We start from the raw sequence: 25,609 nt of genomic DNA, 5'->3' as shown, positions 1-25,609 counted from the left end.
CTATTTATGAAAAAAGAAAAGGAGAGATGATAGGTGAGCATTCCAGTAAAGAAAAATTTGGTTTCTGAGGCGAAATACGCGTTGAAGTGTCCTAATGCAATGTCCGCTGAATACATTACCATTCACAACACGGCAAACGATGCATCAGCGGCCAATGAAATCAGCTATATGATCGGGAACACAAGCTCGACAAGCTTTCATTTTGCGGTCGATGATCAAGAGGTGATTCAAGGTCTGCCGCTTAACCGAAACGCTTGGCACACTGGTGACGGCACAAACGGTCCGGGAAACCGCAAATCAATCGGTGTTGAGATTTGCTACAGCAAATCGGGAGGCCCGAAGTATGAGGCAGCTGAAGCCTTGGCGATTTCATTTGTTGCACAGCTTTTGAAGGAGCGCGGCTGGGGCATCGATCGTGTGAGAAAGCACCAGGACTGGAACGGAAAGTATTGCCCGCACCGCATTTTATCAGAGGGGCGCTGGGATCAAGTGAAGGCGGCAATTGAAAAGGAATTAAACGGGGGCTTATCAGCTAAAAAAGCTGCAGTCTCTTCTTCAGCGTCTGTATATCATGTGAAAAAAGGCGACACATTGTCAGGGATTGCCGCATCACACGGAGTCAGTGTGAAAACGCTGCAAAGCATCAATCATATTACTGACCCGAATTACATTAAAGTCGGACAAGTGATCAAACTGCCTCAGACGGCATCTGCTTCTAAAAGCCATGCCGCATCCTCATATCCGCTCCCATCCGGCGTGATCAAAGTGACAAGCCCGCTGACGAAAGGGACAAAAGTAAAGCAGGTGCAGACCGCTTTAGCCGCTCTTTATTTTTATCCTGATAAAGGAGCGAAAAATCACGGCGTTGACGGCGTTTATGGACCGAAAACAGCAAATGCAGTGAAACGTTTTCAGTCTGTCAGCGGTTTAACGGCTGATGGGATTTACGGTCCGAAAACGAAAGCGAAGCTGGAGGAAAAGCTGTAAATGAAAAGCCGGAAGCTGTGAAGCTTCCGGCTTTTTATCTTACATACAGACTGCGGCAAGCACCTTTTGAATATCATAAATGCTCTCATCTTTTTTAAACTGCTTTGAGACGGCAGGAAGTTCTGCGCCGGAGATCCAAATTTTCAGCTCTGAATCGAGATCAAAGCGGCCGGCGGTTTCCACGCTGAATCTGGAAATGCTTTTGTACGGAATCGATTGAAATTCCGTTTTCTTGCCTGTGATTCCCTGTTTATCCACAAGGATAAGCCGCTTTTCAGTAAAGACAATCAAATCGCGAACCAGCTTAAACGCGGCTTCAACATTCTCACCCTCCAGCAAAATATGGGCAAGCTCTTCTTTCACAGCTGCCGTTGACAGTGTTGATGCATTGCCGAGTAATCCATCAATAAACCCCATCATATACCTCCTCTGCGTATTCTATCAAATCATACTATAAAAAAGGTTTTCATTCATGGATGAGTAGAGTAAACTGGTGCTGACTGGTAAAGGGGGCGTTCAAAATGACAGATAGGTATGACAGCTTTGCAGCCCTTTCTGCTTCTGAGTCGGAGTACCGGATTATTTATGAGGAGAAAAACGGAAGTGAGCTTATCGTCCTCGGTCCCCACGGCGGCAGAATTGAGCCTGGCGTCAGTGAATTGGTGCGGGCATTTTCGGATCGATGTTCCATCTATTTGTTTGAGGGTCTAAAGCCGCGAAGCAACCGTTCCTTGCATCTCACTAGCATTCGTTTTGATGAGCCGCTGGCTTTAGAAAAAGTGAATGACCACCATTACGCATTAGCGTTTCACGGGTATTATGATCCAAACATCCCGCATACTTTGGTCGGCGGGGCGGATCGTAAAAAAGCCAAGCTCATTTGTGAGCGTCTGAATGAAGCGGGTTTTAGCGCCGAGCTCACTAATGAGAAAGACCGCCTGGCAGGTGTACACCCAAACAATATTGTCAATCGGACGAAAAGAGAAATGGGGCTGCAATTGGAGGTGAGCACGGCACAGCGAAACGCGCTGTTCTGCAATTTTGGGTGCCGTGATAAAAGCTACATACAAAACGATTTGTTTGATCGATATGTGGAAGCTGTCAAGCTTGGCTTTTATACATAAAACGAAACGGGACCTGCACTGTCAGCCTATTCCTTCATACGCTGGGATTGTGCGAAAGTGTAGGGAGGAATGATTCATGTTTTATCATATAAAAGAGCTTCAATATCAAGCAAAGCCAGCTCATCCCGATCCGGTTTATGCGAAAAAACTTCAAGAGGTGCTCGGCGGCCAATTCGGTGAAATTAGCGTCATGATGCAGTATTTGTTTCAAGGGTTTAACTGCAGGGCGGATGCTAAGTATAAAGATTTGTTATATGATGTGGGGACCGAAGAGATCGGGCACGTAGAAATGCTGGCAACGATGATTTCCAGGCTTCTGGACAATGCACCCGCGGATGTACAGGAGGATGCTTATAAAAGCAATCCTGCTATCGCAGCAGTCATGTCAGGGATGAATCCTCAGCACGCGATTGTGTCCGGATTGGGGGCGATGGCATCAGATAGTGAGGGCTATCCGTGGAATGCAAAATACATTATCTCAAGCGGAAACCTGCTGGCCGATTTTCGCGCTAACTTAAATGCGGAGGCCCAAGGACGCCTTCAGGTGACACGGCTTTATGCCATGACCGATGATCCAGGGGTAAGAGATATGCTGTCATTTTTGATTGCAAGGGATACCTATCATCAAAATATGTGGTACGCGGCCATTAAAGAGCTGGAGGAAAGAGAACGGGATATTGTCGTCCCGACGACGTTTCCACGTGAGCTCGAAAAGCAAGAAGTCTCCTATGATTTGTTTAACTTTTCCAGGGGGGATGAAAGCTCGCAAGGAAGATGGGCACATGGGGAAGCCTTTGACGGCCGGGGTGAATTCAGGTATATCCCGGCTCCGATTGCGTTCGCATCTGCGCCTCATCTTAAACCGGCGCCCATGTGGCTGCATAATACAGTTCCCCCAATGTCGAAATGTTAGGTTCTCTTCTGGGCTGAGGAATATATCCTTAGCCCGTATTTGATCAGATGTTTTTGCCAATATGATATAACGCTTTTTCCTCAGCGACCTGCAAGTGCTGCTGATCGCCTTCCTCGTACGCATTTGGCCGCTTGTGAGATAATAAATAAGCGAGCCGCTTCTGAAATTGAATACCTGCTTTACGCCGTTCAAACATGTCAAGCCTTTTATCAGCAAATTCCTTTGTTACCCGGAATACCGCCGCAATTGTGGCGAGTGCCTGGCTTCTCCATTGCGGCAGTTCCATCTGCAACAGCATAAAGGTTGGCACACAGAAGTGGTACATAAATTGATTTGCCTGGAATTCTTGAAGCTCTCTGAAGAGCTTGTTCATCTGAAAATGATTGCCTGCATGCTTTAACACGTGGCACAGTTCATGGCCAAAATCCTCCCATTGCTCTTCCCGTGACTTTTTTTGGTTCAATACGATACTGTACATGCCGTCGTATTTCACCATCATGCTCCCCATATCCTCAAAATGCACCCAAATATCCAGATCCTTTGCGATTTTTAGCATGTCAATGTGATGAGGGGATGTGATGCCCAGCCGGCCGTATAAATTTTTAACGTATTCCTCCAGATGTGATAAGTAATCGCCCAATTGAATACTCCCTTTCGAACGTTTGTTCTGTTTTTAGCGAGAAAGAAAAGCCCGTATAGGACTGGAAAGTAGTGTAGAAATCTTTCCCTTTTCTTTAAAAAATAAACACTTTTTTCTTTATATCGGTCTACTTTTTATATGTTTTAGAGAACAGAGAACGATTTATTTATTTTTCGGTTTGCGGTTTTTCTCTTTTTCTTTTAAATAGTTGATAAATTCGATGGCCTGCTGTTTGCTTTCTGGGGAAAAATCCTGCATATCGCGGTATGCAAGCTGCAGGTCCGGATCTGAGAACATATCGTCATCGGATTTTTTGTCTTTTCCCGTTAATAAGTAATCAGTCGTTACTTGAAAGTAATCAGCCAGCTTTTGGAGTGTGTCGTAATCAGGTTCGCTTCGCCCATTTTCATAGTGGGAATATCGTGCCCGTGACACACCGATGTGTGATGCGATTTCTTCCTGTGTCCTTTTCCCTCTGAGACTCTTCAATCTGCCGCCTATCATACTATGACCTCTCTTTTTTAAACTCCCTACGTTACTTATGATTATAGATACAATATGTATCAAAATAAAGTTATGATAAAAAAAGTATCAAAAATAACTTGATGATACAGTTCGTATCGTTTATACTTGGTAACAGTTGATACGAAATGTATCGAAAACAAACCAGGAGAGTGATCACATGTATCCAATCCAAATTGTTTTTAGTGAAAATCCCATAGATCAGCGCCATCTCGGACAATCCGGCGGCACCATTTCGTTTACGGCATGCGGCCTTCCGGTGTTCCACTTTGAAACGCAAGAGCAGTTTCAAGCATACATGATGTTAAAGGGAGAAGCGGTGTACAATGAAAAACGATAAAAGCTATCCTTTTCCGACGTATTCAGGGTTATTGAATTCAGAACATTATGACAAAATGGGCCCGGCGCTATGGCTGTTTCTCTGGTTTATCAGCTCAACAACAAAAGAAATCGAAAAAGACGGGGTAAGCTGGGGCATCGTACTCGGCCATAAGCCGTTAAAAGCGAGAGAAATGGCGGCAGTCTTCGGCGTAAGTGAAAAAACCGTCAGAAGATGGCTGGAGCTTCTCGAAAACCATGATTACATAAAGGCCGTCCGTGCGCCATACGGACTGATGATTTCGGTCAAGCATTCCAAAAAATTCAGCTTCAGATCGGACAATACTGTACACGGGTGTCTAAAAGAACGGCCATTTTCGCCGCAGACACCGGACACAAACGACCGTACAGATATAGATAAAACAAACAAATATACTGCTGCTGATGATGCAGTGGATCACATTGCGAAGCGGTTTACACAATTACGGTCGGCTCAAGAAGGACGCACCGTGTATCCTTCCTCAAGAGATTATCAAGCCATCGCCCGCATTGTTGCCATCGGCGTTCCTGTCACGCAAACAATCAAATGGCTTGAAGAATGCTTTCAGGCTTTTGAAAACCGGCGGACCGCCGCTTCTGAAACAATCAAGGCTTTTCGCTACTGCTCGAAATTCATTGAAGACAGATTTTTCGCGCAGCAAGCCAAAAAGAATGCCGCAATTCAGCATGAGAGGATGAAAAAACATGACAAAACGAACAATCGAACAGATTTTGGACGAGCTGAGAAGAGGGAGACGTCCATTACTGGCGGACAAACCGGCCGAATCAGACGCAAGCAGGTATGATTGCCTGCGCTGCAAGGATCAGGGAGGTTATCTCGTCAGGCAGAATGGCCTGGAAGTCTGGACGATGTGCAGCTGCATGGCAGAACGGAAAGTGAAGCGGCTGCTGGGTGCAAGTGAGATTACCCACGCTTTCAGACAGCTCGGCTTCAAGGAATTCCGCACGGAGGGAAAGCCGCAGGCCATAAAAGACGCATTTGAGTGTACAAAAGAGTATGTTGCCGATTATGAACAAATCAAGGATTGCCGAAAAAACAGCATTGCCCTTTTAGGACAGCCCGGATCAGGGAAAACACACCTTTTGACTGCCGCTGCCAACGAATTAATGAGAACATGCTATGTGCCTGTCATTTATTTTCCGTTCGTGGAAGGCTTTACTGATCTGAAAAATGATTTTGCCCTATTAGAAGCGAAGCTGAACCGGATGAAGCAGGCGGATGTGCTGTTCATAGATGACCTGTTTAAACCGGTTAACGGCAAACCCCGCGCTACAGATTGGCAATTAGAGCAAATGTATTCGGTACTCAATTATCGCTACTTAAATCATAAACCGATTTTGCTTTCTAGCGAGCTGACAATTGAAGCACTTGTACGGGTTGATGAAGCGCTCGGCACGAGAATCTATGAGATGTGCAGTGACTATCTAGTGATTATCAAAGGAGCAGCCTACGAGCTTAACCATAGATTGGAGGGCGTCAGATAATGTGCAAGCTTTGTCAAACAAAGAAAGTCATTGTGGAACATACCGGTATTGGAGTCGTTTTTCATCCATGTCCGAACTGCCGGTCCGGCACTGACTTAACGCCTGTCATTCAAAAGCTGGAGCAAATGCTGACAGCGGGAAAAGCGAGGCTGAATATCTATGATTAAACAGCTGACTGCACTAATCGCTTTGCTGTTTCGGGCAAAGCGAACAGAAAAAAACATTGAACAATGGTATAAGGACGACGGGAAGTGAAAGTGTTGGCAAAGACAAAACAGGCAGAGAAAAGCCCTGCGCCGTGGTGTGCTGTCCCGTGCGGGGATACGAAACCGATCTATATTTATTCAGCTTACAGTGAAGAAGAAAAAGAAAGATTCCCATATTCAAACGGACGGCTGATTGCCGCTGTATTTGACCTCAGCTCGTATTCGCAAAAAAGCAATGCCGCTTTGATGGCCGCTGCGCCTGAATTGCTGGAAGCGTCTAAAGCAGCGCTTGATTTTCTGAAAGGGAATTCTGTTCATTCAAAGGAGCGTATCATTCAGCTATTAGAAAAAGCTGAAGCAAGCGCTGCACCGAAAAGGGGAGGAAATAAAACATGATTCATCCTAAAAAACTGCAGCATATCGATTCCATCACGCTTAAGAGCCAGCTGGAGGAAGGGAAAATCCGTGTCATTATTGTGGATGGCATCAAGCAAGAAGCATGGATCACAGAAGCGCCCGAGCATGGAAAAACGCTCGTCGAAACAAGAAAGGGCGATCTTGCCCGTGTGGAATTTGAAATCGGCTACAAATTAAATTAAAGCGAAAACAGAATACGTCCAAGACGGAAAGCCTGCGGACACTGATCAACTGCACAGCATTTGTGCGTTGATTGGTGTCCGTTTTTTATTTGCCAAAAATGAGGAGGATCATAGAATGCAAGACTTACTATTTGAATATAAACGCACGCTCAAACAAACAAGAATACAATATAAACCGCTCGCTGAGGCAGATGAATCCGTGCTCTCAGCTGAAGAGCTGAAGGATAAAAAAATCATCAGAAATATGATTACTGATCTTGAATATGTAACAGAATGGCTTGAAAAAGGAAGGCAGCCCGGCATCAGACGGGCGATTGACCGGCGTGATGCCTACCAGCGGCTGATGATCAAGGACCCGAGAATCATCGAATCATTTTCCAGCGCTATGATGTTTGAGCCGGACGGACAGGTATCAGAAGAAGACAGAGAGAGAATTCGAGAAGCATTAGCCCTGTTAACGGACAGAGAAAAGGAAATGTTTTTGCTGCATAAGGTAGAATGTTTTTCTTATGAACGGATCGCCGATCTTCTCGGCGTAAAAAAATCGACAGTGCAAACGACGATTAAACGGGCGAGTTTAAAGATGCAAAGACAGCAGGAAGAAATGAATCGATCACTTGCCTGAAAGCTTGTCATACGTTTGCCACCTATAAGTGAATAGAGCATGACACATAAGCGGCTGGCATGATCAGCCGCTTTTATGAATAAATAACCATGCTGGAGGTGGCGGTGATGCCGTAGCATGAAAACACAACAGCGCGAACAAGCATTAGCAATCTATCAACAACATCAAGGAAAGATCACAAATCGGGCGATTGCGGACACAATCGGTGTTTCCGCGAAAACAATCGGCATCTGGAAAAAACAAGACAAATGGAAAGAGGCCCTGTTTTCTGCGTCCAAAAACGAACAAAAACAGCGCCCTATAGACAACGATGAATTAAATGAACGCCAGCGGCTGTTTTGCCTGTATTACGTCAAAAGCTTCAATGCCACACAGTCAGCAATCAAAGCGGGCTATTCTCCGGACAGCGCTCATGTGACGGGCAGCCGGCTCTTAAAAAACGAAAAGGTCGCTGCTGAAATCAGACGCATAAAAAAAGAAATGGTCAATGAGATGTTTATTGAAGCGATGGATGTGCTGCAGGTTTATATCAAGATCGCGTTTGCGGATATTACGGACTATGTGACCTTTGGAAAAAAAGAGGTCCAGGCTGTCGGGAAATCGGGTCCGCTGTTTGATGAAGATGATAACCCGATTATGAAGGAAATCAGCTTTGTCGATGTCAAAGACTCGGGGCTCGTTGACGGCACCATTGTAACGGAAGCAAAGCTTGGCAAAGAAGGCATTGCCATCAAGCTTGCAGATAAAATGAAGGCGCTTGAGAAGCTGTCCCTATATTTTGATTTGTTTCCGGATCAATTTAAACAAAAAATTGAAAATGAGAAATTGAAGCTTGCCAAACAAAAAGCGGAGAAAACAGATGACAGCCAGGAACCGATTGAAATTATGATCAAACGAAAAGAGGGCAAGTCATGATTGTAAAAGAAATCAACCCTCATTTCGAAGATTACGTGTTCAATTGGGAGCAGACGTACCAGTTTCTCGTCGGCGGCTACGGCTCATCCAAAAGCTATCATACGGCATTGAAAATCGTGCTAAAGCTGCTGAAGGAAAAACGGACGGCCCTTGTGATCCGGGAGGTGTTCGATACCCATCGGGATTCGACCTTCGCCTTGTTTCAAGAGGTGATCGAAGAGCTCGGTCTCACAAAGGCTGTGGCATCTCTTTCTTCCCCGCTGCAGCTGCGATTTCACAATGGCAGCCGGATCATGTTCAAAGGAATGGACAATCCGGCAAAATTAAAATCGGTTCATAATATTTCATTAATATGGATTGAAGAGTGCTCAGAGGTGAAGTATGAGGGGTTCAAGGAATTAATCGGACGTCTTCGCCATCCTGAGCTGAAGCTTCATATGATCTGTACCACCAATCCCGTCGGCACCTCCAATTGGACGTACAGGCATTTTTTTCGGGACGAACGCAATAAACGGTTTGTGCTGGATGACAGCGAACTTTACGAAAAGCGGACAATTGTGAAGGGAGATACGTATTACCATCATTCCACCGCTAACGACAATCTTTTTCTCCCAGAAAGCTATGTGAAACAGCTTGACGGGCTCAAAGAATATGATCCCGACCTGTACCGGATTGCCCGCAAAGGAAGATTCGGCGTCAACGGGATCAGGGTGCTGCCGCAGTTCGAGGTACTCCCGCATGATCAAGTGAAAAAATGTATCGCAGCCATCAGCAAGCCAATCTTTCGTACAGGCATGGATTTTGGATTCGAGGAATCCTATAATGCCGTCGTCCGGCTTGCTGTAGATCCTGAGAAAAAATACCTCTACATTTATTGGGAGTATTATCAAAACAAAATGACAGATGACAGGACGGCTGAGGAGCTGCGTGAGTTTATTGAGACACAGGAATTGATCAAAGCCGACTCGGCTGAGCCGAAAAGCATTCAGTATTTCCGCCAGCAGGGCTTTCGGATGGTTGGAGCCAGAAAGTTTCCCGGCTCCAGGCTTCAATATACCAAAAAGGTAAAACGGTTCAAAAAAATCTTCTGTTCGGATCGCTGTGAAAATGTCATCTATGAGCTCAAGACACTTACGTATGCCAAAGATAAAAACGGAGCTCTGATTGAGGATGAATTCACGATTGACCCGCATACGCTTTCTGCCATTTGGTATGCGCTTGATGATTATGAGGTTGCTGATATGAAAGAGACAGCACACAAACGAATCCGGCCGAACCGAGAAAGGAGGAGGTCATAAATCATGCACAATCAAACAGTCAGAGCAACTGTATTTAAAGCCAATGCCGCGGCTCCTCAGACAAAGCAAATCTATGAAGATGACTTTTCTGAGCTGTACGGAGAGGACATTATCGCTCCGCCCTACAATATCATCGAGCTCAAAACCATTGCCGAATACTCGACTATTCTTCAGCAATGCATTGATGCGTACAGAGTGAATATTACAGGCTTTGGATTCGATGTTGAGTACACATTTGATGTCAACGCAAGTGATGTCGATCAGGCAAAAAAGAAAAGAGCGGAAAAAGACTGGGCCAGACTCGAAGCCTTTTATAAATGTCTTCACTTTGATGAATCAGCTGAAATGATTTTAGGCTATGCCATCGAAGACAGAGAAAAAACAGGCAACGGATTTATGGAAGTGCTTCGCGACGGGGCGGGAAAACCTGCCGGCATCGAATATTTAGATGTGAAATATATGCGTGTATGCGGAGCCGGCGAGCCTGTAGAGGTTTCATTTGTATATGAAGAAAACGGGAAAATGAAAAGGATCAAAAGGCAAAAACGCTTCCGAAAATATGTGCAGATGATCAATGGAAAGAAAGTGTTTTTTAAAGAATACGGCGATCCGCGAAAAATGGATATGCGCACAGGTGAATATGTAAACACATTGGCAGAGAAGTATCAAGCAAATGAAGCCATTCACCTCAAAATCGGAAGCGGCGTATACGGTGTACCCCGCTGGATCGGCAATATTGTCAATTTATACGGGGCCCGAAAAGCAGAAGAGCTCAATTTTATGTATTTTAAGCAGGGACGTCACGTCCCCGCTGCGATTACAGTGGAAAACGGGATGCTGTCTGAAGCTTCTTACCGGGAGCTGCAGGAATACATGAATGATCTTGAAGGTGTTGAAAACGCCCATAAATTTCTCCTGATCGAAGCGGAAGGAATCGCAAAAGAAAAGGATCTCCACGGAGGCGAGGATATTACGCCGGTTTCCGTGGAAATCAAATCCTTGGCTGAAATTCTCCAAAACGACGCCCTGTTTCTTGAATACGATGAAAAAAGCAGAAATAAGCTGCGTTCCGCGTTCCGTCTCCCGCCGCTGTATACAGGCGAGGCCCAGGAATACAACCGGGCGACAGCTGATACTGCTAGAAAAATTACGGAGGAGCAGGTTTTTCAGCCGGAGCGAAAAACGCTCGTGAATAAACTGAATACGCTGCTTTTGCCGGAGCTGAATATCCATGACGTCAGGCTGACATTAAAAGGACCAGACTTTCGTGATCCGCTTGAGATTGCAAAGGTGCTCGGTCCTTTTATTACAGCAGGAGCAGTCTCGCCGAATGATTTACGCGACCTTGCCGGACGGGTGCTTGGCAAAACACTGGAGGAGTGGCCGGAGGACATTTATAAACGGCCTGCAGGACAGGATGCGGAAAAGACAAACCTGACTGCGCTCATGCAGGAGTTGAAAGAAAGCATCGAAGATATCAAAACGTCCTGAAGGGAGGTGAATCAAGCAGGTGGCGCGAGAATTAAGAAATGCCAAAATCAGCTTTGTCAGTTATGTGGACAAGGCGGCTAACCAGACAGAATTTTTCTTTACGAAGTCAGCCGCACCTCCGTCATTTGAAAAAAAGGTTCGGCTGTTTACAAAAAGTGAGCAGGATGAACAAAAGCTCGTGTACGGAATCGTGTATGAGCCTGATGTTCCTGATGCCCACGGCGATTTTATGACCGCCGAGGAAATTGAAAAAGCGGCGCACGGTTTTCTCGCGGAGGCACGGGAGATTGATATCAATCACAGCTTTGAGGGCGGAACCGGCGTCGTGGTCGAGTCCTATGTGGCGCCCGATGATTTTATGATCGGGTCAAAGCGGATTACAAAGGGCTCATGGGTACTCGTGACAAGAGCGTCTGACGAGGTGTGGGAACAGATTAAGGCTGGAATTATCACCGGCTACAGCATGGCTGGCACTGCAGATGTGTATGAAGAAGAACCGGTCGAAAAAGCAGGGTTCTTTAGTGTATTCAAGCAAATGCTTGCTGACAAAACAGGGAAGGAGACTGAAGAAATGAGAAAAGAAGACATGAAAGAATCATTTGAGCATGCGCTTTACCCTCTGCTCAAACGGCTTGAGCGGATTGAAAAAAACACAGACACGGAGGAAAAGCCGGAGCAGACGGGTGATGACGAGCGTCTGAAAAAGCTCGTTGAAGACATGCTTGCCCCGCTGATCGAACGCATCGAGGCTTTGGAAAAAGCGCGAGGCGCGTCTAAGCAGACAGCGGACGATACGGGCGGCAATACAGAGCAAGTCAAAAAATCAATCTGGAGCGGACTGCTGTAAAACCAGTCAAGGAGGAGGAAATCAATTGAGAAATCAAGAGATCATTCGGAAAGCGGAAATGTCGCTTTCTGCTTTAAAAAGCGGCGGGCTTATGAATCCTGCGCAAGCATCGGCTTTTATCCGCATGGTGCAAAACACGCCGACCATTTTCAGTGAATCCCGCGTGATTCAAATGGAAAATGACTCGCAAAAATTTGAGAAAATCGGCTTCGGCCAGCGTATTCTGCGGGCTGCGCAAGAAGGAAAAGCACTGTCAAACGACGAGCTGACAGTTCCAACGACAAGCACTGTCCAGCTGAACACGAAGGAAGTCATTGCGGAAATTAACATTACGTATGACACACTTGAAAACAATATTGAAAAAGACGGCCTGCAGCAGACAATCATGCAAATTTTAGCAGAGCGCGCAGCAGTTGATATTGAAGAGCTGATCGTTAACGGTGATACAGCATCAGCTGATCCGTATCTGGCACAGCTGGACGGCATCCGTAAACAGGCGGTTTCCCATATCGTTGACATGAACGGTGAAGAACTGTCCAGAGCGACATTCAAGAAAGGCTTAAAGGCAGTTCCGCCAAAATATTTGCGCATCCCTCAGGAATTCAGATTCTATACGTCTCACGGCTTAGAAGTTGAATGGAAGGACCGCGTGGCAGACCGCCAGACAAACCTTGGGGACCAGGCTGTTCAGGGCGGCTTGTCAACAGCATTCGGCGTACCGGTCAAAGGAGTATCCAATATTCAGCCGTACACAGTCGGTGAGGGAGACGCGCAATATGACGCTTCTGATATCATTCTCACACATCCGAAAAATATCATTCTCGGCTTCTCCCGCAATATCCGAATTGAAGTCGACAAAGACATCCGCTCCCGTAAATTCATTATTGTCTTAACGGCCAAGCTGGACAGCAAGTTCGAGGAAGAGGATGCCTGCGCGAAATTAATTAACGTAAAAGAATAATAGAAACGAGGTGGTCAGCTCATGCTCATTGAACCGACTGACGTAGCCTCCTATTCGGTCTATGATCGGGTGAAAAACAGGCCGGAAGAGCTGCTGGCGCAGGATATCATCGAGGCGGAAGCAGAAGCGGCTCTCATCACGGGCCACCGCTTTGAAGACAGCTTGTATGATCCGCTGCCCGGTAAGGTGAAGCTGGCTTTAGTAAAGCTTGCCCAGTATTTTGCGCTTGTCAACAGCGATGAATCTGCCTCATCAAGCTATCAGTCTGAGAAAATGGGGGATTATTCCTACACGGTTTCCGGAGAAGGCGGGATTCAGCGGCCTGAGGTGTATCATTTGCTCGAAGAGTTTATCAAGCCGGGCTACGTCCCTGAATCCTCCAGACTGAAGGTGAGATCTTTATGAGCTACAAGCAGATGCTCATTCACCGCTGCGACATTTATCATGAAGCAGCCCAAGCGCCGTCTGCAGGCCGATTTGGGATTCCGGCAGACAGGCTGCAGCCGGTGACTTCATATCCCGATACACCCGATGAACAAGATGTCCCTTGTTATTTTACCGAAAAAACACAGCAGCTGGTTCAGGAGGAGCCGGATCAAACTGTATATCACAGCTTTCTCGTCCATTTTCCGTTGTCAGCGGATATCCGCGTGAACGATAAAATCATTTGGGAGAATCATAAATATATACTAAAGCTGCCGAAAAGGATCAGACATCATCATTGGGAGGTCGTCGCAGTCAGGGATGAAAGCCTATGAAAATAGCGGGATTGAAACAGCTGAACACGGCATTAAAAGAAGCGGCTTCAGGCGGTTTTTCCAGACAGGCGTCCCAGTGGCTTGAGGAGTGCGGGCAAGATTTTCTGGAGATCGTCCAATCTGAACTCATCAGCACACAAACGATTGATACAGAAAAACTGCTCAGTTCCTTTGAGAAAGGCGCAGAGGACAATCTCTGGATTGTGCAAAGCGGCGGGCTTTCGCTTGAGGTGGGAACACAGCTTGATTACGCCTCATTTCTTAATGACGGCCATTGGACGTCAAAACAAGATGTGAGATGGGTGCCGGGGCGTTTTCAAGGCTCACGGTTTATTTATGATCCAGCTGCTTCAAGGGGAATGGCGCTCAAGAGAAAATGGATACCGGGCACGGGCTACTGGGATCATGCACTGCTTTTATATGAACAGCTGTTTGAAAAATCGATGGAAAGCAAACTGCGCCAGTGGCTGAAGAAGCTGTAAAGGAGGAGCAGGATGAACAGTGAAACAGGATCGATCATGGCGTTTTTGTACAGCCGGTGGTCTGTTCCCATTTATGAACGCGAGCTTCCTGATCACTTTCAGGTGCCGTCGTTATACGTCCCGCCACCATCTGTTTTCGAGGAAACAGATACGGTCTCCACATTTAAAAAAACCTACAGTCTCAATGTAAAACTGTTTCATCTGGACTCCGTTCAGGCGCTGGATGAAGCGGACAGGCTCGCGGATGCCATCAGAGAAGCGAGAAATATGATTCCGCTGCTGAGTGAATCCGGTGAGAAGACGGGGGATATGGTTCGCATCTCCCAAATCGAGACAAGGGTAGGAGACAGGGGCGAGGCGGCCATGGTGATCAGGTGGAGCAGCCGATATTATTATCACAAAACAGAACAGCCTGTCTTACAGGATATCGACATGAACAGCGGGGTGAAATAAACGGTGTCAAAGGACAAACAACAGAAGAAGGCTGTACATACAAAGAGCCGGGAAGCTCTATTTGATACAGCGGATTTGATTAAGCACGCGAAGGAACTGTTCGGCGTTAAGCCGGATATTCTTCAGGGGGCTTTATTTGGCGTGGATCAACCACGTATGACGAAATCAGAAGCCAACCAATTGATTCAAACATTTCTAACCAAGGAGGTCATGTCATCATGAATGGCGGAACATTTACAACAGGCAAAGAAAAAGAACGTGCAGGCATTTATTTTAACTTTAAAACGACGGCACAGGAGCGGGTATCACTCAGTGAACGGGGAACAGTCGCACTTCCGGTCGCATCAAGCTGGGGTGAAGCGAAAACGTTCGTCTCCATTTCCAGTGTTGAAGACCTAAACAAAAAAGTGGGCCTCAGCATCGATGACCCGTCTTTATTGCTGCTGCGTGAAGCGAAGAAAAATGCGAAAACGGTATTGATGTACCGTCTAACCGAAGGTGTCCGAGCGTCTGCTGATATTGCTGAAGGCGTCAAAGCAACTGCAGTATATGGCGGAACAAAAGGAAATGACATTATCATCCGCATCAATCATAATGTGCTGGATGCTAATTCTTTCGATGTGACAACATATATGGACGAATCAGAGGTTGATAAACAGACTGTCAAAAAGGCTGAAGAATTAACAGCTAACGGCTATGTCACTTTTACCGGAACAGGCGATCTTTCTTCAACGATTCCTCTCACTGGATCAGAAGGAGACACTGCAGCTGAGACGCTGAATGCATCCGCGGGAATCCGTTTATCCGGCGGTACGGATAAAGCCCCTGTTAACTCCGACTATACAGATTTCTTAGCCGCGGCTGAAACGGAGAGCTTTGATGTGATTGCGCTGCCTGTTGCAGAAGGTGACCAGTTGAAGGCGACGTTTGCTGCTTTCATTAAACGCCTTCGCGACGGCCAAGGACAAAAAGTGCAAGGCGTCACAGCCAATTATGCTGGTGATTATGAAGGCATCATCAACGTAACCGAGGGTGTGCTGCTTGAAGATGGCACGGAAGTTACACCGGACAAAGCAACAGCTTGGGTAGCTGGAGCGAGTGCAGGAGCAACCTTTAACCAATCACTTACATTTGTAGAGTACGAAGGCGCAGTTGATGTGTTACACCGCCTTGACCACGATACGATTGTTGAACGTCTGGGCAAGGGTGAATTTTTATTCACATTCGACGCCCGTGATAAATCCGTCAGCGTAGAAAAGGACATTAACTCACTCGTGACGTTCACAGCTGAGAAAAACAAGAAATTTGCAAAGAACAAAATCGTTCGTGTCCTGGATGCTGTGAATAATGATTTAACACGCGAGCTGAAAGCCTTAATTAAATCAAGAAAAGGCAGCGGAAGCGATATCCCGGCATCTGAAGACGGACTGCAGTATGTAAAAACGATGATCACGCAATACATGACAACGCTTCAGGATGCAGGCGGCATCACTGGCTTTGATTCCGATGAAGATATCACAATTTCAATGAATGAAGATCGTGACGGCTTCTTGATTGACCTGGCTGTACAGCCTGTCGACGCAGCAGAAAAATTCTACTTTAATGTGGAGGTAAATTAATATGGCATTAAAAGCACAAAACACAATCTCAGGAAAAGAAGGCCGCTTATTTCTCGATGGTGAGGAAATGGCGCATATCAAAACATTTGAAGCAAACGTCGAGAAAAACAAGTCTGAAGTCAACATTATGGGCCGCCGCATGACAGGCCATAAAACAACAGGGGCAAATGGAACAGGGACCGCGACGTTCTACAAAGTCACATCAAAATTCGTGCTATTGATGATGGACTATGTCAAAAAAGGCAGCGACCCTTACTTCACGCTCCAAGCTGTGCTGGATGATCAATCCTCCGGCCGGGGCACAGAGCGAGTCACACTGTACGACGTCAACTTTGACTCTGCGAAAATCGCAAGCCTTGATGTCGATTCAGAAGCGTTAGAGGAAGAAGTTCCATTTACATTCGAAGACTTCGACGTCCCTGAAAAGCTATCTGACACGTTTTAATCAAAGCTGAATCAAGCCCATACGCAGACCTTTCTCAGAAAGGTCTGTTTTTTAAAGATGAAACCAAACAATAGACAAGGGAGTTTTTTACATGAGCGAGAAGAACGAAAACGTATATGATCTTTCCTTTTTTATGCCGGGAAAAACAATTGAAGCTGAGGAAATCAAAGTGCCGATCTCAAAGCGTTTTGTTGATAAAAAAGGGAATGTCATTCCGTTTATTTTAAAACCAATTACTACTGAACGTATTGATGAATTAGAGAAAGAAAACACCACATTTAAAAATGTGAAAGGCCGCGGCCGTGTCAAAGATTTAGACTCCCAGCGCTTTTATGCGAGAATTGCCATCGAATCTACTATTTATCCTGATTTTCGTTCAAAAGATTTAAGGGAAGCATACAAAACTGCGGATCCGGTAGAAGTTGCCAAACGTGTATTATCTGTTGGGGGAGAGTATGCGAACTGGCTGAATAAAGCAATTGAAATCAATGGTTTTGAAGATGATCTTGAAGATCTAGAAGAAGAAGCAAAAAACTAGTAAAGGATGGCGATAAGGAAGCTGTGTATTTGTACTATGCAATGCATGAGCTTCATTACTCGCCATCCCAACTTCTTGAATTATATGAAGCACCAAAACATTTTAAAGCTCTTTTATTTGGGTTGATAGGTTATAAGCTAGATCTATTAGAAAAAGAATCAAGGAGAGGAGGGAACTAATATCGCAAAATTAACAGCCCGTTTTGATCTCGAAGACAAGGTATCTAAAAAACTAAAACGGATACATAAAGGATTCCAAGAGGTCGAAAAAAAAGTCAAAACCATTAATCGGCAAATCAAAATCAGTATCAGAGCGGAAGATCAGGCATTTTACCGGCTGAGAAAAATAAACGACTATATCATTTTGAAATTCGCGAAATCGCTTGAAATTAAAGTTGTACTTGATGACCAAGTCACTTCAAAGCTTGATGCAATTGAAAGAAAACTTAAACGGCTGCCGAAAGAAACGAAGCTGACTGTCTCTTTGGTAGACCGGACAGCAGCTGCGTATAAAAAAATAAAGAAGATGCTTTCTAATCAAAAGCTATCATTCCTTTTGATTCCAGATGACAAGGTTACTTCTACAGTTAAAAGGATTATCGGTTATATTAAGAAAAATTTGAAAAACGGATACACAGTCAAACTAAAGGTCATCGATGAAATCACCAAAACAGTTAATCGATTAACAGCACTTCTCAGGAAATTTGAAAAAACCTATTATGTAAAAGTGGTTGTTAAAACAAAAGTATCAGATAAAATCAATAAAAAAGAAAGCCCGATTAACAAAGAAACTTCTAAGAGAGAATCAGACAAATCCTCAGATAAAGGCTCTGATAAGAGCTCAGATCAAAAACCTGGTTGGGTCGGAAAAATAAAAGGTTGGCTGAAGGATTGGTGGACAAAATCAGCTTGGCCTTGGATCAAAGATACGCTCAATGAAATAGGCAAAGCTTTTTTGGATCGTTTCAAAGAGAGATTGATAGAAAAGCTGAAAAATGATGTGTTTGATAAGATCATTGATAAAATTCTAGGACCACAAAAAAAGGACGATTCTGGTGAAAATTCTGACACAGATAAAAAAGTCCTTAACCGTAATACAGGAGGAAATTGTTGCTGTGACTGCTGTGAAGGCGGTATCAGCCCGGGCACTAAAAATAAAAAAACCTATAGAAAAAAGAAAAGCCCCACAAAGGCTCCAAACAGAACACTCAAGGTTCCTGGAGAGGTGATAAGAAGACGCCAGAGCGGCACACCTGCTGAAAGTGCACCTAGGACCTCGGGTTCCAAGTTAAAGAACTGGCTTGGAGGGTTAAAATCGCTAGGGAAAGATTCATCCAAACTAGGTAAAGCGTTCAGAGGAATGGGAAAGGCTGTTCCATACGTAGGATCTGCTTTAGCAGTGTTTGATTTAGCTGGAATCAATAAAGATAATGCTGGCGAAAAGGTTGGTTCAATCGGAGGACGCATTGCCGGAGCGGAAGCTGGTGCAACAGCCGGAGCGGAAGCTGGTGCAACGATTGGATCTTTCGTTGGTCCGGAAGGTACAGCAATCGGCGGGGCAATCGGCGGAATTGGCGGCGGGTTAGTAGGCGGAATCGGCGGCGAAGAAGCAGGTAAGAACATTGGTAAGATGTTTGATACTTCTCAAATCAAAGAGAACATTTCAAATACATTATTTAATGGTGATTGGTGGAATGAAAAATGGACAGGTGTTAAAACAACAACGAGTGATACTCTCGGAGGCCTTAGTGATACGTGGACTAATATAAAAGATACAGCTTCTACTACTTTTTTTGACTCAAATTGGTGGGCTGAAAAAGCTGGTTATGCATACGGTACATTAGAGTCTACGCTTTTCAACAGTGATTGGTGGGGCGGAAAATGGGAATCGGTAAAAGGTTGGACACAGGAAAAATGGGATCAAGCTTCCTCTGTATGGAACTCTGTTAAATCAAAAGTAAAAGAAACAGTCTTTAATAAAGATTGGTGGTCCGGTAAGTGGGAAGGCGTTAAGAGCTGGGCTCAAGAAAAATGGAACGGTGCCGTTTCTGTTTGGGAATCAATTAAGTCGAAAGTAAAAGAAACAGTCTTTAATAAAGATTGGTGGTCCGGTAAGTGGGAAGGTGTTAAAGGCTGGACAAAGGAAAAATGGGAAAATACAAAGTCACTTTGGAAAAAATTCAAATCTACACTTGAGGACAGCCTATTTAATAAAGACTGGTGGTCTGGAAAATGGGATTCAGTAAAAGAGTGGGGAAAAAATATATTAGGAGATTCTTGGGATGCTATAAAGTCTACAGGTGGGAAGGTAGTAGAAACTGCTCAAAAAGTGGGCGGCGGAATGAAGTCTTGGGTTCAAGAAAAGGTAGAGCATTTTCAAAATGGACGAGAGAAAGCTCACAGAGACTTTGGAATGAAAACTGATAAAAACGCCTCAGGTGGTTTTATTACGAAACCAACTATTTCTTGGATCGGTGAAGCGGGTAAGGAATTTGTCATTCCAGTCGACAACAATCGCGGCCGCGGCAAAATGCTTTTAGCGCAAGCCGCAGCGAAATTGGGCATGCATGTGGTCGATGATATGGCATCAGCCTCTACACTTTCAGGTGGGACAGCTCTAAACACTGTTGGCAGCCAATCTGCTTCAATGCCATCTTCTCTTAATACATCTAGCCTTAACGGCCAAGCTTCAGACCTCGGACAGCAATTTTCAGAGGGCTTTGGTAAAGGCATCAGCAATCAGCCGGTCAAAATGGAAGACTGGAAAAAGAAAAACATCAATACGCCATTTACACAAATGATTTCTGCTTCACCAAATTACGGTAAACAAATGGTAAGCGGGTATGCCAAGGGCCAAAACGGCACTGCAACCGGAACGGACGGCTTTTTGCAATCAAAAGTTAAAACGCCGTACCAAGCTACTGTAAATAAATCGTCATCATGGGGGACAGGTACGGTCAAAGGCTTTGCGCAAGGACAAAACTCAACCCAAACAGGGACTGCACAGTATGTGAGTACACATGTTGACAAACCGTTCCTGCGTTCAAAAGACACATCGAACAGCTGGGGCTCCGGTTTGATCGGAAACTTTGTGACAGGTATGAATTCTAAATCCAGTGAAGTAAAACAAGCAGCAAAGGATATGGCCAAGAGAGTGGAACAGGCTTTCCGTGAAGAATTAGATATCCATTCGCCTTCTCGAGTCATGATGAGCTTGGGGCGTTTTGCCTCTGTCGGTGTTGTAAAAGGACTGGATTCTGTCGATGTGAAAAAATACGCAGAAAAACAAGCCGGTTCATTGGCAGCTGCTTATTCCGGAATGGGTGCAGTAGGGGGAAATGTGAAACAGTGGCTTATGGCAGCAATGATGGCCACAAAAACACCATTAAGCTGGCTACCAGGATTGATGACAATTGCAAAGTTTGAATCAGGAGGCAACCCTAACGCCATTAACCTGTGGGATAGTAACGCGAAGGCAGGCAATCCATCCCAAGGGCTCATGCAGACAGTACCAACCACTTTTAACGCACATAAAGCACCGGGTATGGGTAACATTAAAAACCCGATTCACAACGCAGCTGCTGCGATCGGCTACATTAAAAGCAGATATGGATCAATCAACAATGTGCCGGGTATTAAAAGCTTGAATCATGGCGGACCGTATGTCGGTTACGCAAACGGCGGGCTGATTACAAAAGAACAAATTGCCCGTGTCGGAGAAGGAAACAAGCGGGAATGGATCATTCCGGAGGAGCGAGGTATCCGCGGCCGCTACCTCCTTCAGAGAGCTGCGCAAGCTCTGGGAATGGAAGTGACAGATCCGTCTCAATCCCAGCAGTCTGAGCTATCTCGAGGACAAGTTTCCGCTGTTACTTCAGCTAGCCGGCCAACCGCAGCGGTTTCTGGATCAAAAGAGATTTATATTCAATTTAACGGTGACCAGCATTTCCATAATGGACAAGACGCCGAAACCCTTGCGGCGAAAATCAAGCAGGCGCTTATAGATGAACTGCAAAAGGATATCAATATTGGAACGAAGGGGGTCGTTGCATTTGACTAAATCCGTATATGAATTTTGGATTTCACAAGGGAAGGACAAGCTGCGGCTCCCCGTTCTTCCCGACCAGCTGAATATTTCAAATACGGTTCAGAATGAGACGGTTAAAGTAGCCAAGTTCGGTGACCTTACATTTATTGACGAACAAGGCGCGAAAGAAATTTCGTTCTCTTCGTTTTTTCCGAAGAAATACAGCCCAATAGCTGAATATCAAACCTTCCCGTCGCCGGAAAATGCGATAACAAAAATTGAAAAATGGATGAAGGCCAAAAAACCGGTTCAGTTTTTGATTACGGGAACTAAAGTGAATTTAACATGCAGTATTGAAGGTTTTTCCTATAGCGAAGGCCAGCAGGATATAGGTGATCGTTCCTTTGATATTCAATTAAAAGAATACAAAACCGCTTCCCCGCGGAAAATCAAGCAAAAGAAAAAAACAAAGGCAAAACGTCCGTCGAAGGCTGCGCCGAAGACGTACACAGTGAAAAAGGGAGACACGCTATGGGACATTGCAGGCAGATTTTACGGGAACAGCACTCAATGGCGCAAAATTTGGAACGCCAATAAAACAGCAATGATCAAACGAAGCAAACGGAACATCAGGCAGCCGGGCCACTGGATTTTTCCCGGCCAAAAATTAAAGATACCGCAATGAAACAGGTGATGTATGATGATAGAACTGTTCGTCATTAAAGACACAGAGTGGCTTGAGCTGGTTGCAGAAAGCGTATCGCTTGAAGGCCATCGTTATCAGGCGCCGCGCTCCATTGAAGCGACCATCGTCACCAAACAGGGCGACCAGACGTATTACAGTGTCTCAGAAGGAGATACGGTCTTGTTTAAATGGAAGGGAAAAGAGCTGTTTCGGGGCATTGTTTTTGCAAGAACCCCGGACGAGCATACGCTTGCCTTCAGCGCTTATGACATGCTGCAGTACCTGGTCAAAAACCAGGATATGTACGTGTTTTCCAATCAGCGGGCCGACCAGATCATCAGAAGGATTGCTAGTGACTTCCAGATACCGACAACCTCGATCGCGAACACAGGCCATACGATCAAAAGTCTTGTCATTAAAAATGATACGACATTGTATGACATCATATTAAAAGCGCTGAAACAGACGAAAAGCCAGACAGGACGACATTACCAGCTGTATTCGGAAAAAGGAAAGCTCGGTCTGCGCGCTTGGCCAGATCTGTCAGAGCTATGGGTGCTTGAAACGGGCGTCAATATCACAGGCTACCAATACAGCACTTCTATAAACGACACTGCTACTCGGGTGGTGCTTCGCCGGCAAAAGGACAATAAGACATATAAAGCCTCTGCTAAGGACAGTTCAGGCTTAAATAAATACGGTGTGCTTCAATATACGGAAACGGTCACAGATGACATCAACCAGGCACAGCTTCAGCAGCGGGCAGATGTACGCCTTGCTGAAAAAAAGGGCGTGAAAAAAGAACTGAAAAATATTCAGGCAGTGGGCATCCCGGAAGTGCAGAGCGGCTTGCCCGTCTATATTTCGATTCCAGAGGCCGGTATCAAGAAAACCTATTGGGTAGATACGGACCGGCATGAATTTAAAGGAACGAAACATACGATGACGATCGATGTTGTCGAAAAGAATACGATGCCGGAAGGAGTATCCTGATGAGATTAAGTGAGGCTATAAAACATTTGGCAGTCGGCGCAATTGACGCTGAGTCTCCGGTAGAACTGCTCCCGGCTGAAGTCGTTTCAGTTTCTCCTGTGGAAATCAAATTAAAAGAAAACAGCAAACTGATCATACCGGAAGACGCCATCATTATCCCAAAACGAATGCAGTCCGGAGGAGACGATGCACTCGAGCCGGGGGATCGCCTCATGACCGCGGCTCTGACTGGCGGGCAATCGTTTTTTATTTTAGATAAGGTATAGACAAACCGCTTCAGTACGAAGGGGTTTTTATTTAGCATGTAAAAGGAGTGGGCATCATGGCCCTGACACCAGAAGTGGAGTTTGAAGATATTGAAGAGGAGAGCGAAATCATTGAAACCTCGCAAACGTACAAAATAGATTTTGAAAACGGAAGAATTACGAATGAGCTGATTACCGGGCTTGAAGCGATCAGGCAGTTCGTGTATATCGCCTTACAGACAGAACGCTATGCGTATTCCATATACAGCCATAATGTCGGAAACGAGCTTCAGGATGTGCTGACAGATCATGAGACGACGGATGCCTATAAAAAGATGGAGATCCCGAGGCTGATAGAAGAGGCGCTGGTTTATGATGACCGGATATCGGCTGTAACAGATTTTGAGATTGAAAAACAAGGCGACGCGTTTCATGTGTCCTTCGTGGTGGAGACGGATGAAGGAACGCTTGAGATTGAGGAGGTGATTGGCGAAGATGTTTGAAGATCAGACTTTTGAAGCGATTATGGAGCGTATGCTGAACAGCATTTCCGCAGATATTGACACAAGAGAAGGCAGCGTCATTTATAATGCGTTAGCCCCGGCGGCGGCCGAGCTTGCGAAGTCTTATATATGGCTGGATACTGTGCTTGAGCTAGTTTTTTCTGATACCGCACAAGGCGAATTTTTAGACAGGCGTGCAGTGGAAGCGGGAATTGAACGGACAGCCGCGACAAAGGCGGTCAGAGCGGGAGAGTTTACATCTGGAGTTACTATTCCTGTCGGCTCACGCTTTTACGTGGATAATCTTTATTTTCAATATACGGCAGACGGGACGCTCATCTGTGAAACACCTGGTGAAGCGGGAAACGCCAATCTGACCGGACGTAATTTACTGTCATTGGATACCATTCCCGGTTTAGAAACGGCCATAGTCAAAGAAATCCTGATTCCGGGACGCGAGGAAGAGGGAGATGACAGCTTGCGAGAACGGTATTTTACAAGGGTTCGGCGTGAGGCCGTCAGTGCCAATAAAATGCATTATAAAGAGTGGGCTGAGGAAGTGGACGGTGTGGGAAAGGCAAAGATCTTCCCGCTTTGGAACGGTGAAGGCACGGTCAAAATTGTCGTCACCAATGCGAATCTTGAGCCCGCTTCTCCTATTTTAATTCAAAAAGTGAAAGATTATATCGACCCTGAACCAGGACAGGGAGAGGGACAGGCGCCAATCGGAGCCGTTGTCACAGTGGAGAGCGCGGTCTGGAAAGAAGTTGAGATTTCTGCCGAAGTGCTGCCTGAGATCAATCACTCAATTGATGAAGTGAAGTCAGAAATTGAGGAAGGCGTTTTAAATCTCTTTAAGAAAATGGCTTTTGAAGATAACGTCATCCGCCTTTCTCAAATTAACAATATCGTCTATAATTCACCATCAGTCAGTGACTACTCCAATATTCAAATCAACGGCACGTCTGAAAATCTGGTGCTGAGCGACGTGGAAATTCCTAAGCTTGGGCAGGTGAAGATCATTGAGCAAACAAGATGACATGACAGCGTATCTGCCGCCGTTTCTTACCAGCCTTAAAGAAATGGCTGAGCTGCTGAAAGCGGAAGCGCCTGAGTTTGATAAACAAAATGACAGCATATTTGATCTGACGGATCAGTTATTCGTACCGACGGCGACATGGGGGCTCAGCCGCTGGGAAAAGATTTTAAACGTACCGCGGGAATCAGGTGACACTGATGAGATCAGACGATTGAGGCTCATTTCCAAAATGTCGAACATCCCGCCAATCACATACAGGGCCATTGAGCAGGCGGTAAGCCGTTTCTTGAAAAACCCGTCTGCACAGGTCCGCCTGCTTCCCGGCGAATACCGATTTAACGTCGATATCAATGTTGATGACCTCCAGCACATGAATGAGCTGATCGAAGCGATAGAAAACATGAAACCCGCTCATTTGGCGTATACGCTCAGAGGCGGATTGAATGAGACGCTACAAATCAAAGATACAGTCATCCTGAATCACCGCAGATACCGAACAGCCAGTGAGCTCAAGGTCGGTTATTCTGTCACTCTTAACAACAATGAGGTGGTTTTAACTTGATTTCAACCATATACAGAGAACGCACAGCGGCTGATCTAAAAAGCAGAATCGATCACGTGCTGCTCAACGGCCAAAAAACAGAAATAGTAGAGCTTGCCATTGACGGTGCGACCGTCACCGTTCTGACAAAACGTGAGGAAGACATCAAGCATATCGAAACGGTACAAATTTTTGACGAGCTGGGCAACGTCATTACAGAGAGAAAGACTGACCTGGACGTCAGCGAAAACAGAACACTCGATTTCAGATTTACTTTTGAGGTGGTGTAAA

At 45.5% G+C, this 25,609-nt stretch carries 35 protein-coding genes; 32 read left to right on the top strand and 3 right to left on the bottom strand.

Annotation, left to right across the window (positions count from 1 at the left end; translation table 11 throughout):
- Positions 1-33: 33 nt before the first annotated feature.
- A complete protein-coding gene (locus NYE22_RS15530; RefSeq protein WP_014479545.1) occupies positions 34-987 on the top strand; it encodes an N-acetylmuramoyl-L-alanine amidase in 954 nt (317 codons plus the stop codon).
- A 39-nt stretch (positions 988-1,026) separates the two neighbouring features.
- Here the strand turns inward: NYE22_RS15530 and NYE22_RS15525 are convergent, their stop codons facing one another.
- Positions 1,027-1,404, bottom strand: a complete 378-nt coding sequence (locus NYE22_RS15525) for a PH domain-containing protein (RefSeq protein WP_015715726.1) — start codon at positions 1,402-1,404, stop codon at positions 1,027-1,029.
- Positions 1,405-1,508: 104 nt separating this feature from the next.
- On the opposite strand from NYE22_RS15525, the gene NYE22_RS15520 reads away from it, so the two are divergent.
- Complete coding sequence (locus tag NYE22_RS15520) at positions 1,509-2,111, top strand: poly-gamma-glutamate hydrolase family protein (RefSeq protein WP_161985937.1); 603 nt, start codon at positions 1,509-1,511, stop codon at positions 2,109-2,111.
- A 76-nt stretch (positions 2,112-2,187) separates the two neighbouring features.
- Positions 2,188-3,024, top strand: coding sequence for a manganese catalase family protein (locus tag NYE22_RS15515; RefSeq protein WP_003245071.1), 837 nt, complete (start codon positions 2,188-2,190; stop codon positions 3,022-3,024).
- A gap of 43 nt (positions 3,025-3,067) precedes the next feature.
- Here NYE22_RS15515 and NYE22_RS15510 read toward each other — a convergent pair whose 3' ends face one another.
- Together NYE22_RS15510 and xre are read right to left on the bottom strand one after the other, a co-directional pair.
- Positions 3,068-3,664 carry an ImmA/IrrE family metallo-endopeptidase gene (locus NYE22_RS15510; protein ID WP_003232721.1) on the bottom strand — a complete coding sequence of 199 codons (597 nt, stop codon included), beginning with the start codon at positions 3,662-3,664 and terminating at the stop codon, positions 3,068-3,070.
- A gap of 162 nt (positions 3,665-3,826) precedes the next feature.
- Positions 3,827-4,168 carry an HTH-type transcriptional regulator Xre gene (gene xre, locus NYE22_RS15505; RefSeq protein ID WP_003232719.1) on the bottom strand — a complete coding sequence of 114 codons (342 nt, stop codon included), beginning with the start codon at positions 4,166-4,168 and terminating at the stop codon, positions 3,827-3,829.
- 178 nt (positions 4,169-4,346) lie between these two features.
- Between xre and NYE22_RS15500 the strand changes: the two genes are divergently transcribed.
- The 29 genes from NYE22_RS15500 (at position 4,347) to NYE22_RS15360 (ending at position 25,608) form a co-directional block, all read left to right on the top strand.
- Positions 4,347-4,526, top strand: a complete 180-nt coding sequence (locus NYE22_RS15500) for a hypothetical protein (RefSeq protein ID WP_021479481.1) — start codon at positions 4,347-4,349, stop codon at positions 4,524-4,526.
- Complete coding sequence (locus NYE22_RS15495) at positions 4,513-5,349, top strand: phage portal protein (protein WP_276353742.1); 837 nt, start codon at positions 4,513-4,515, stop codon at positions 5,347-5,349. Before NYE22_RS15500 ends, NYE22_RS15495 begins: the two co-directional genes overlap by 14 nt.
- Positions 5,249-6,049: an ATP-binding protein gene (locus tag NYE22_RS15490; RefSeq protein ID WP_015252287.1), complete on the top strand. Its 801-nt coding sequence runs from the start codon at positions 5,249-5,251 to the stop codon at positions 6,047-6,049. The genes NYE22_RS15495 and NYE22_RS15490 overlap by 101 nt, the downstream gene beginning before the upstream one ends.
- Positions 6,049-6,216: a hypothetical protein gene (locus NYE22_RS15485; protein WP_003245588.1), complete on the top strand. Its 168-nt coding sequence runs from the start codon at positions 6,049-6,051 to the stop codon at positions 6,214-6,216. Before NYE22_RS15490 ends, NYE22_RS15485 begins: the two co-directional genes overlap by 1 nt.
- A gap of 84 nt (positions 6,217-6,300) precedes the next feature.
- Positions 6,301-6,651 (top strand): phage-like element PBSX protein XkdD, encoded by a 351-nt coding sequence (gene xkdD / locus NYE22_RS15480; RefSeq protein WP_161619675.1) that lies wholly within the window; start codon positions 6,301-6,303, stop codon positions 6,649-6,651.
- Positions 6,648-6,854: a phage-like element PBSX protein XtrA gene (xtrA, locus tag NYE22_RS15475; protein ID WP_342411956.1), complete on the top strand. Its 207-nt coding sequence runs from the start codon at positions 6,648-6,650 to the stop codon at positions 6,852-6,854. The genes xkdD and xtrA overlap by 4 nt, the downstream gene beginning before the upstream one ends.
- Before the next feature lie 115 nt (positions 6,855-6,969).
- Entirely contained in the window at positions 6,970-7,479 is a 510-nt protein-coding gene (locus NYE22_RS15470) for a sigma-70 family RNA polymerase sigma factor (RefSeq protein ID WP_014479550.1), read from the top strand.
- 117 nt (positions 7,480-7,596) lie between these two features.
- Positions 7,597-8,394 carry a phage terminase small subunit gene (gene xtmA / locus NYE22_RS15465; RefSeq protein ID WP_029317665.1) on the top strand — a complete coding sequence of 266 codons (798 nt, stop codon included), beginning with the start codon at positions 7,597-7,599 and terminating at the stop codon, positions 8,392-8,394.
- Positions 8,391-9,692, top strand: coding sequence for a PBSX family phage terminase large subunit (locus NYE22_RS15460; protein WP_041850936.1), 1,302 nt, complete (start codon positions 8,391-8,393; stop codon positions 9,690-9,692). The genes xtmA and NYE22_RS15460 overlap by 4 nt, the downstream gene beginning before the upstream one ends.
- Before the next feature lie 3 nt (positions 9,693-9,695).
- Positions 9,696-11,183 (top strand): phage portal protein, encoded by a 1,488-nt coding sequence (locus tag NYE22_RS15455; protein WP_003232695.1) that lies wholly within the window; start codon positions 9,696-9,698, stop codon positions 11,181-11,183.
- 19 nt (positions 11,184-11,202) lie between these two features.
- On the top strand, positions 11,203-12,030 hold the full coding sequence (locus NYE22_RS15450) for an XkdF-like putative serine protease domain-containing protein (RefSeq protein ID WP_064671282.1): 828 nt from the start codon (positions 11,203-11,205) through the stop codon (positions 12,028-12,030).
- A gap of 25 nt (positions 12,031-12,055) precedes the next feature.
- A complete protein-coding gene (locus tag NYE22_RS15445) occupies positions 12,056-12,991 on the top strand; it encodes a phage major capsid protein (protein WP_003232690.1) in 936 nt (311 codons plus the stop codon).
- A gap of 21 nt (positions 12,992-13,012) precedes the next feature.
- Positions 13,013-13,396: a DUF3199 family protein gene (locus tag NYE22_RS15440; protein ID WP_021479474.1), complete on the top strand. Its 384-nt coding sequence runs from the start codon at positions 13,013-13,015 to the stop codon at positions 13,394-13,396.
- A complete protein-coding gene (locus tag NYE22_RS15435) occupies positions 13,393-13,749 on the top strand; it encodes a YqbH/XkdH family protein (protein WP_123373437.1) in 357 nt (118 codons plus the stop codon). Before NYE22_RS15440 ends, NYE22_RS15435 begins: the two co-directional genes overlap by 4 nt.
- Positions 13,746-14,231: an HK97 gp10 family phage protein gene (locus tag NYE22_RS15430; protein ID WP_342411955.1), complete on the top strand. Its 486-nt coding sequence runs from the start codon at positions 13,746-13,748 to the stop codon at positions 14,229-14,231. Before NYE22_RS15435 ends, NYE22_RS15430 begins: the two co-directional genes overlap by 4 nt.
- Before the next feature lie 12 nt (positions 14,232-14,243).
- Positions 14,244-14,684, top strand: coding sequence for a phage-like element PBSX protein XkdJ (locus NYE22_RS15425; protein WP_003232680.1), 441 nt, complete (start codon positions 14,244-14,246; stop codon positions 14,682-14,684).
- 3 nt (positions 14,685-14,687) lie between these two features.
- Positions 14,688-14,906 (top strand): hypothetical protein, encoded by a 219-nt coding sequence (locus tag NYE22_RS15420; RefSeq protein ID WP_003232679.1) that lies wholly within the window; start codon positions 14,688-14,690, stop codon positions 14,904-14,906.
- Positions 14,903-16,303 (top strand): phage tail sheath family protein, encoded by a 1,401-nt coding sequence (locus NYE22_RS15415; RefSeq protein WP_124048335.1) that lies wholly within the window; start codon positions 14,903-14,905, stop codon positions 16,301-16,303. The genes NYE22_RS15420 and NYE22_RS15415 overlap by 4 nt, the downstream gene beginning before the upstream one ends.
- 1 nt (position 16,304) lies before the next feature.
- Positions 16,305-16,748 (top strand): phage tail tube protein, encoded by a 444-nt coding sequence (locus NYE22_RS15410; RefSeq protein WP_003232677.1) that lies wholly within the window; start codon positions 16,305-16,307, stop codon positions 16,746-16,748.
- 91 nt (positions 16,749-16,839) lie between these two features.
- A complete protein-coding gene (locus tag NYE22_RS15405) occupies positions 16,840-17,286 on the top strand; it encodes a phage-like element PBSX protein XkdN (RefSeq protein ID WP_003232676.1) in 447 nt (148 codons plus the stop codon).
- 29 nt (positions 17,287-17,315) lie between these two features.
- Entirely contained in the window at positions 17,316-17,465 is a 150-nt protein-coding gene (locus NYE22_RS15400; protein ID WP_003239113.1) for a hypothetical protein, read from the top strand.
- Between the two features lies 1 nt (position 17,466).
- Positions 17,467-21,345 (top strand): transglycosylase SLT domain-containing protein, encoded by a 3,879-nt coding sequence (locus NYE22_RS15395; RefSeq protein WP_342412787.1) that lies wholly within the window; start codon positions 17,467-17,469, stop codon positions 21,343-21,345.
- Positions 21,338-21,997: a LysM peptidoglycan-binding domain-containing protein gene (locus NYE22_RS15390; protein WP_046380957.1), complete on the top strand. Its 660-nt coding sequence runs from the start codon at positions 21,338-21,340 to the stop codon at positions 21,995-21,997. The genes NYE22_RS15395 and NYE22_RS15390 overlap by 8 nt, the downstream gene beginning before the upstream one ends.
- Before the next feature lie 15 nt (positions 21,998-22,012).
- Positions 22,013-22,990: a phage portal protein gene (locus tag NYE22_RS15385; protein WP_326243183.1), complete on the top strand. Its 978-nt coding sequence runs from the start codon at positions 22,013-22,015 to the stop codon at positions 22,988-22,990.
- The gene (locus NYE22_RS15380) at positions 22,990-23,256 is read left to right on the top strand and encodes a DUF2577 family protein (protein WP_015252273.1); all 267 of its coding nucleotides are present in this window, start codon (positions 22,990-22,992) and stop codon (positions 23,254-23,256) included. The genes NYE22_RS15385 and NYE22_RS15380 overlap by 1 nt, the downstream gene beginning before the upstream one ends.
- Before the next feature lie 56 nt (positions 23,257-23,312).
- Complete coding sequence (locus tag NYE22_RS15375; RefSeq protein WP_326243182.1) at positions 23,313-23,738, top strand: DUF2634 domain-containing protein; 426 nt, start codon at positions 23,313-23,315, stop codon at positions 23,736-23,738.
- The gene (locus NYE22_RS15370; RefSeq protein ID WP_326243181.1) at positions 23,731-24,777 is read left to right on the top strand and encodes a baseplate J/gp47 family protein; all 1,047 of its coding nucleotides are present in this window, start codon (positions 23,731-23,733) and stop codon (positions 24,775-24,777) included. The genes NYE22_RS15375 and NYE22_RS15370 overlap by 8 nt, the downstream gene beginning before the upstream one ends.
- Positions 24,761-25,339, top strand: coding sequence for a YmfQ family protein (locus tag NYE22_RS15365; RefSeq protein WP_342411954.1), 579 nt, complete (start codon positions 24,761-24,763; stop codon positions 25,337-25,339). The genes NYE22_RS15370 and NYE22_RS15365 overlap by 17 nt, the downstream gene beginning before the upstream one ends.
- A complete protein-coding gene (locus NYE22_RS15360; RefSeq protein ID WP_003232665.1) occupies positions 25,336-25,608 on the top strand; it encodes a hypothetical protein in 273 nt (90 codons plus the stop codon). The genes NYE22_RS15365 and NYE22_RS15360 overlap by 4 nt, the downstream gene beginning before the upstream one ends.
- Position 25,609: the final 1 nt, after the last annotated feature.

It is taken from the genome of Bacillus sp. FSL K6-1560, assembly GCF_038592935.1.
GTDB lineage: Bacteria > Bacillota > Bacilli > Bacillales > Bacillaceae > Bacillus > Bacillus subtilis.
This window is presented reverse-complemented; position numbering and strand designations above follow the sequence as displayed.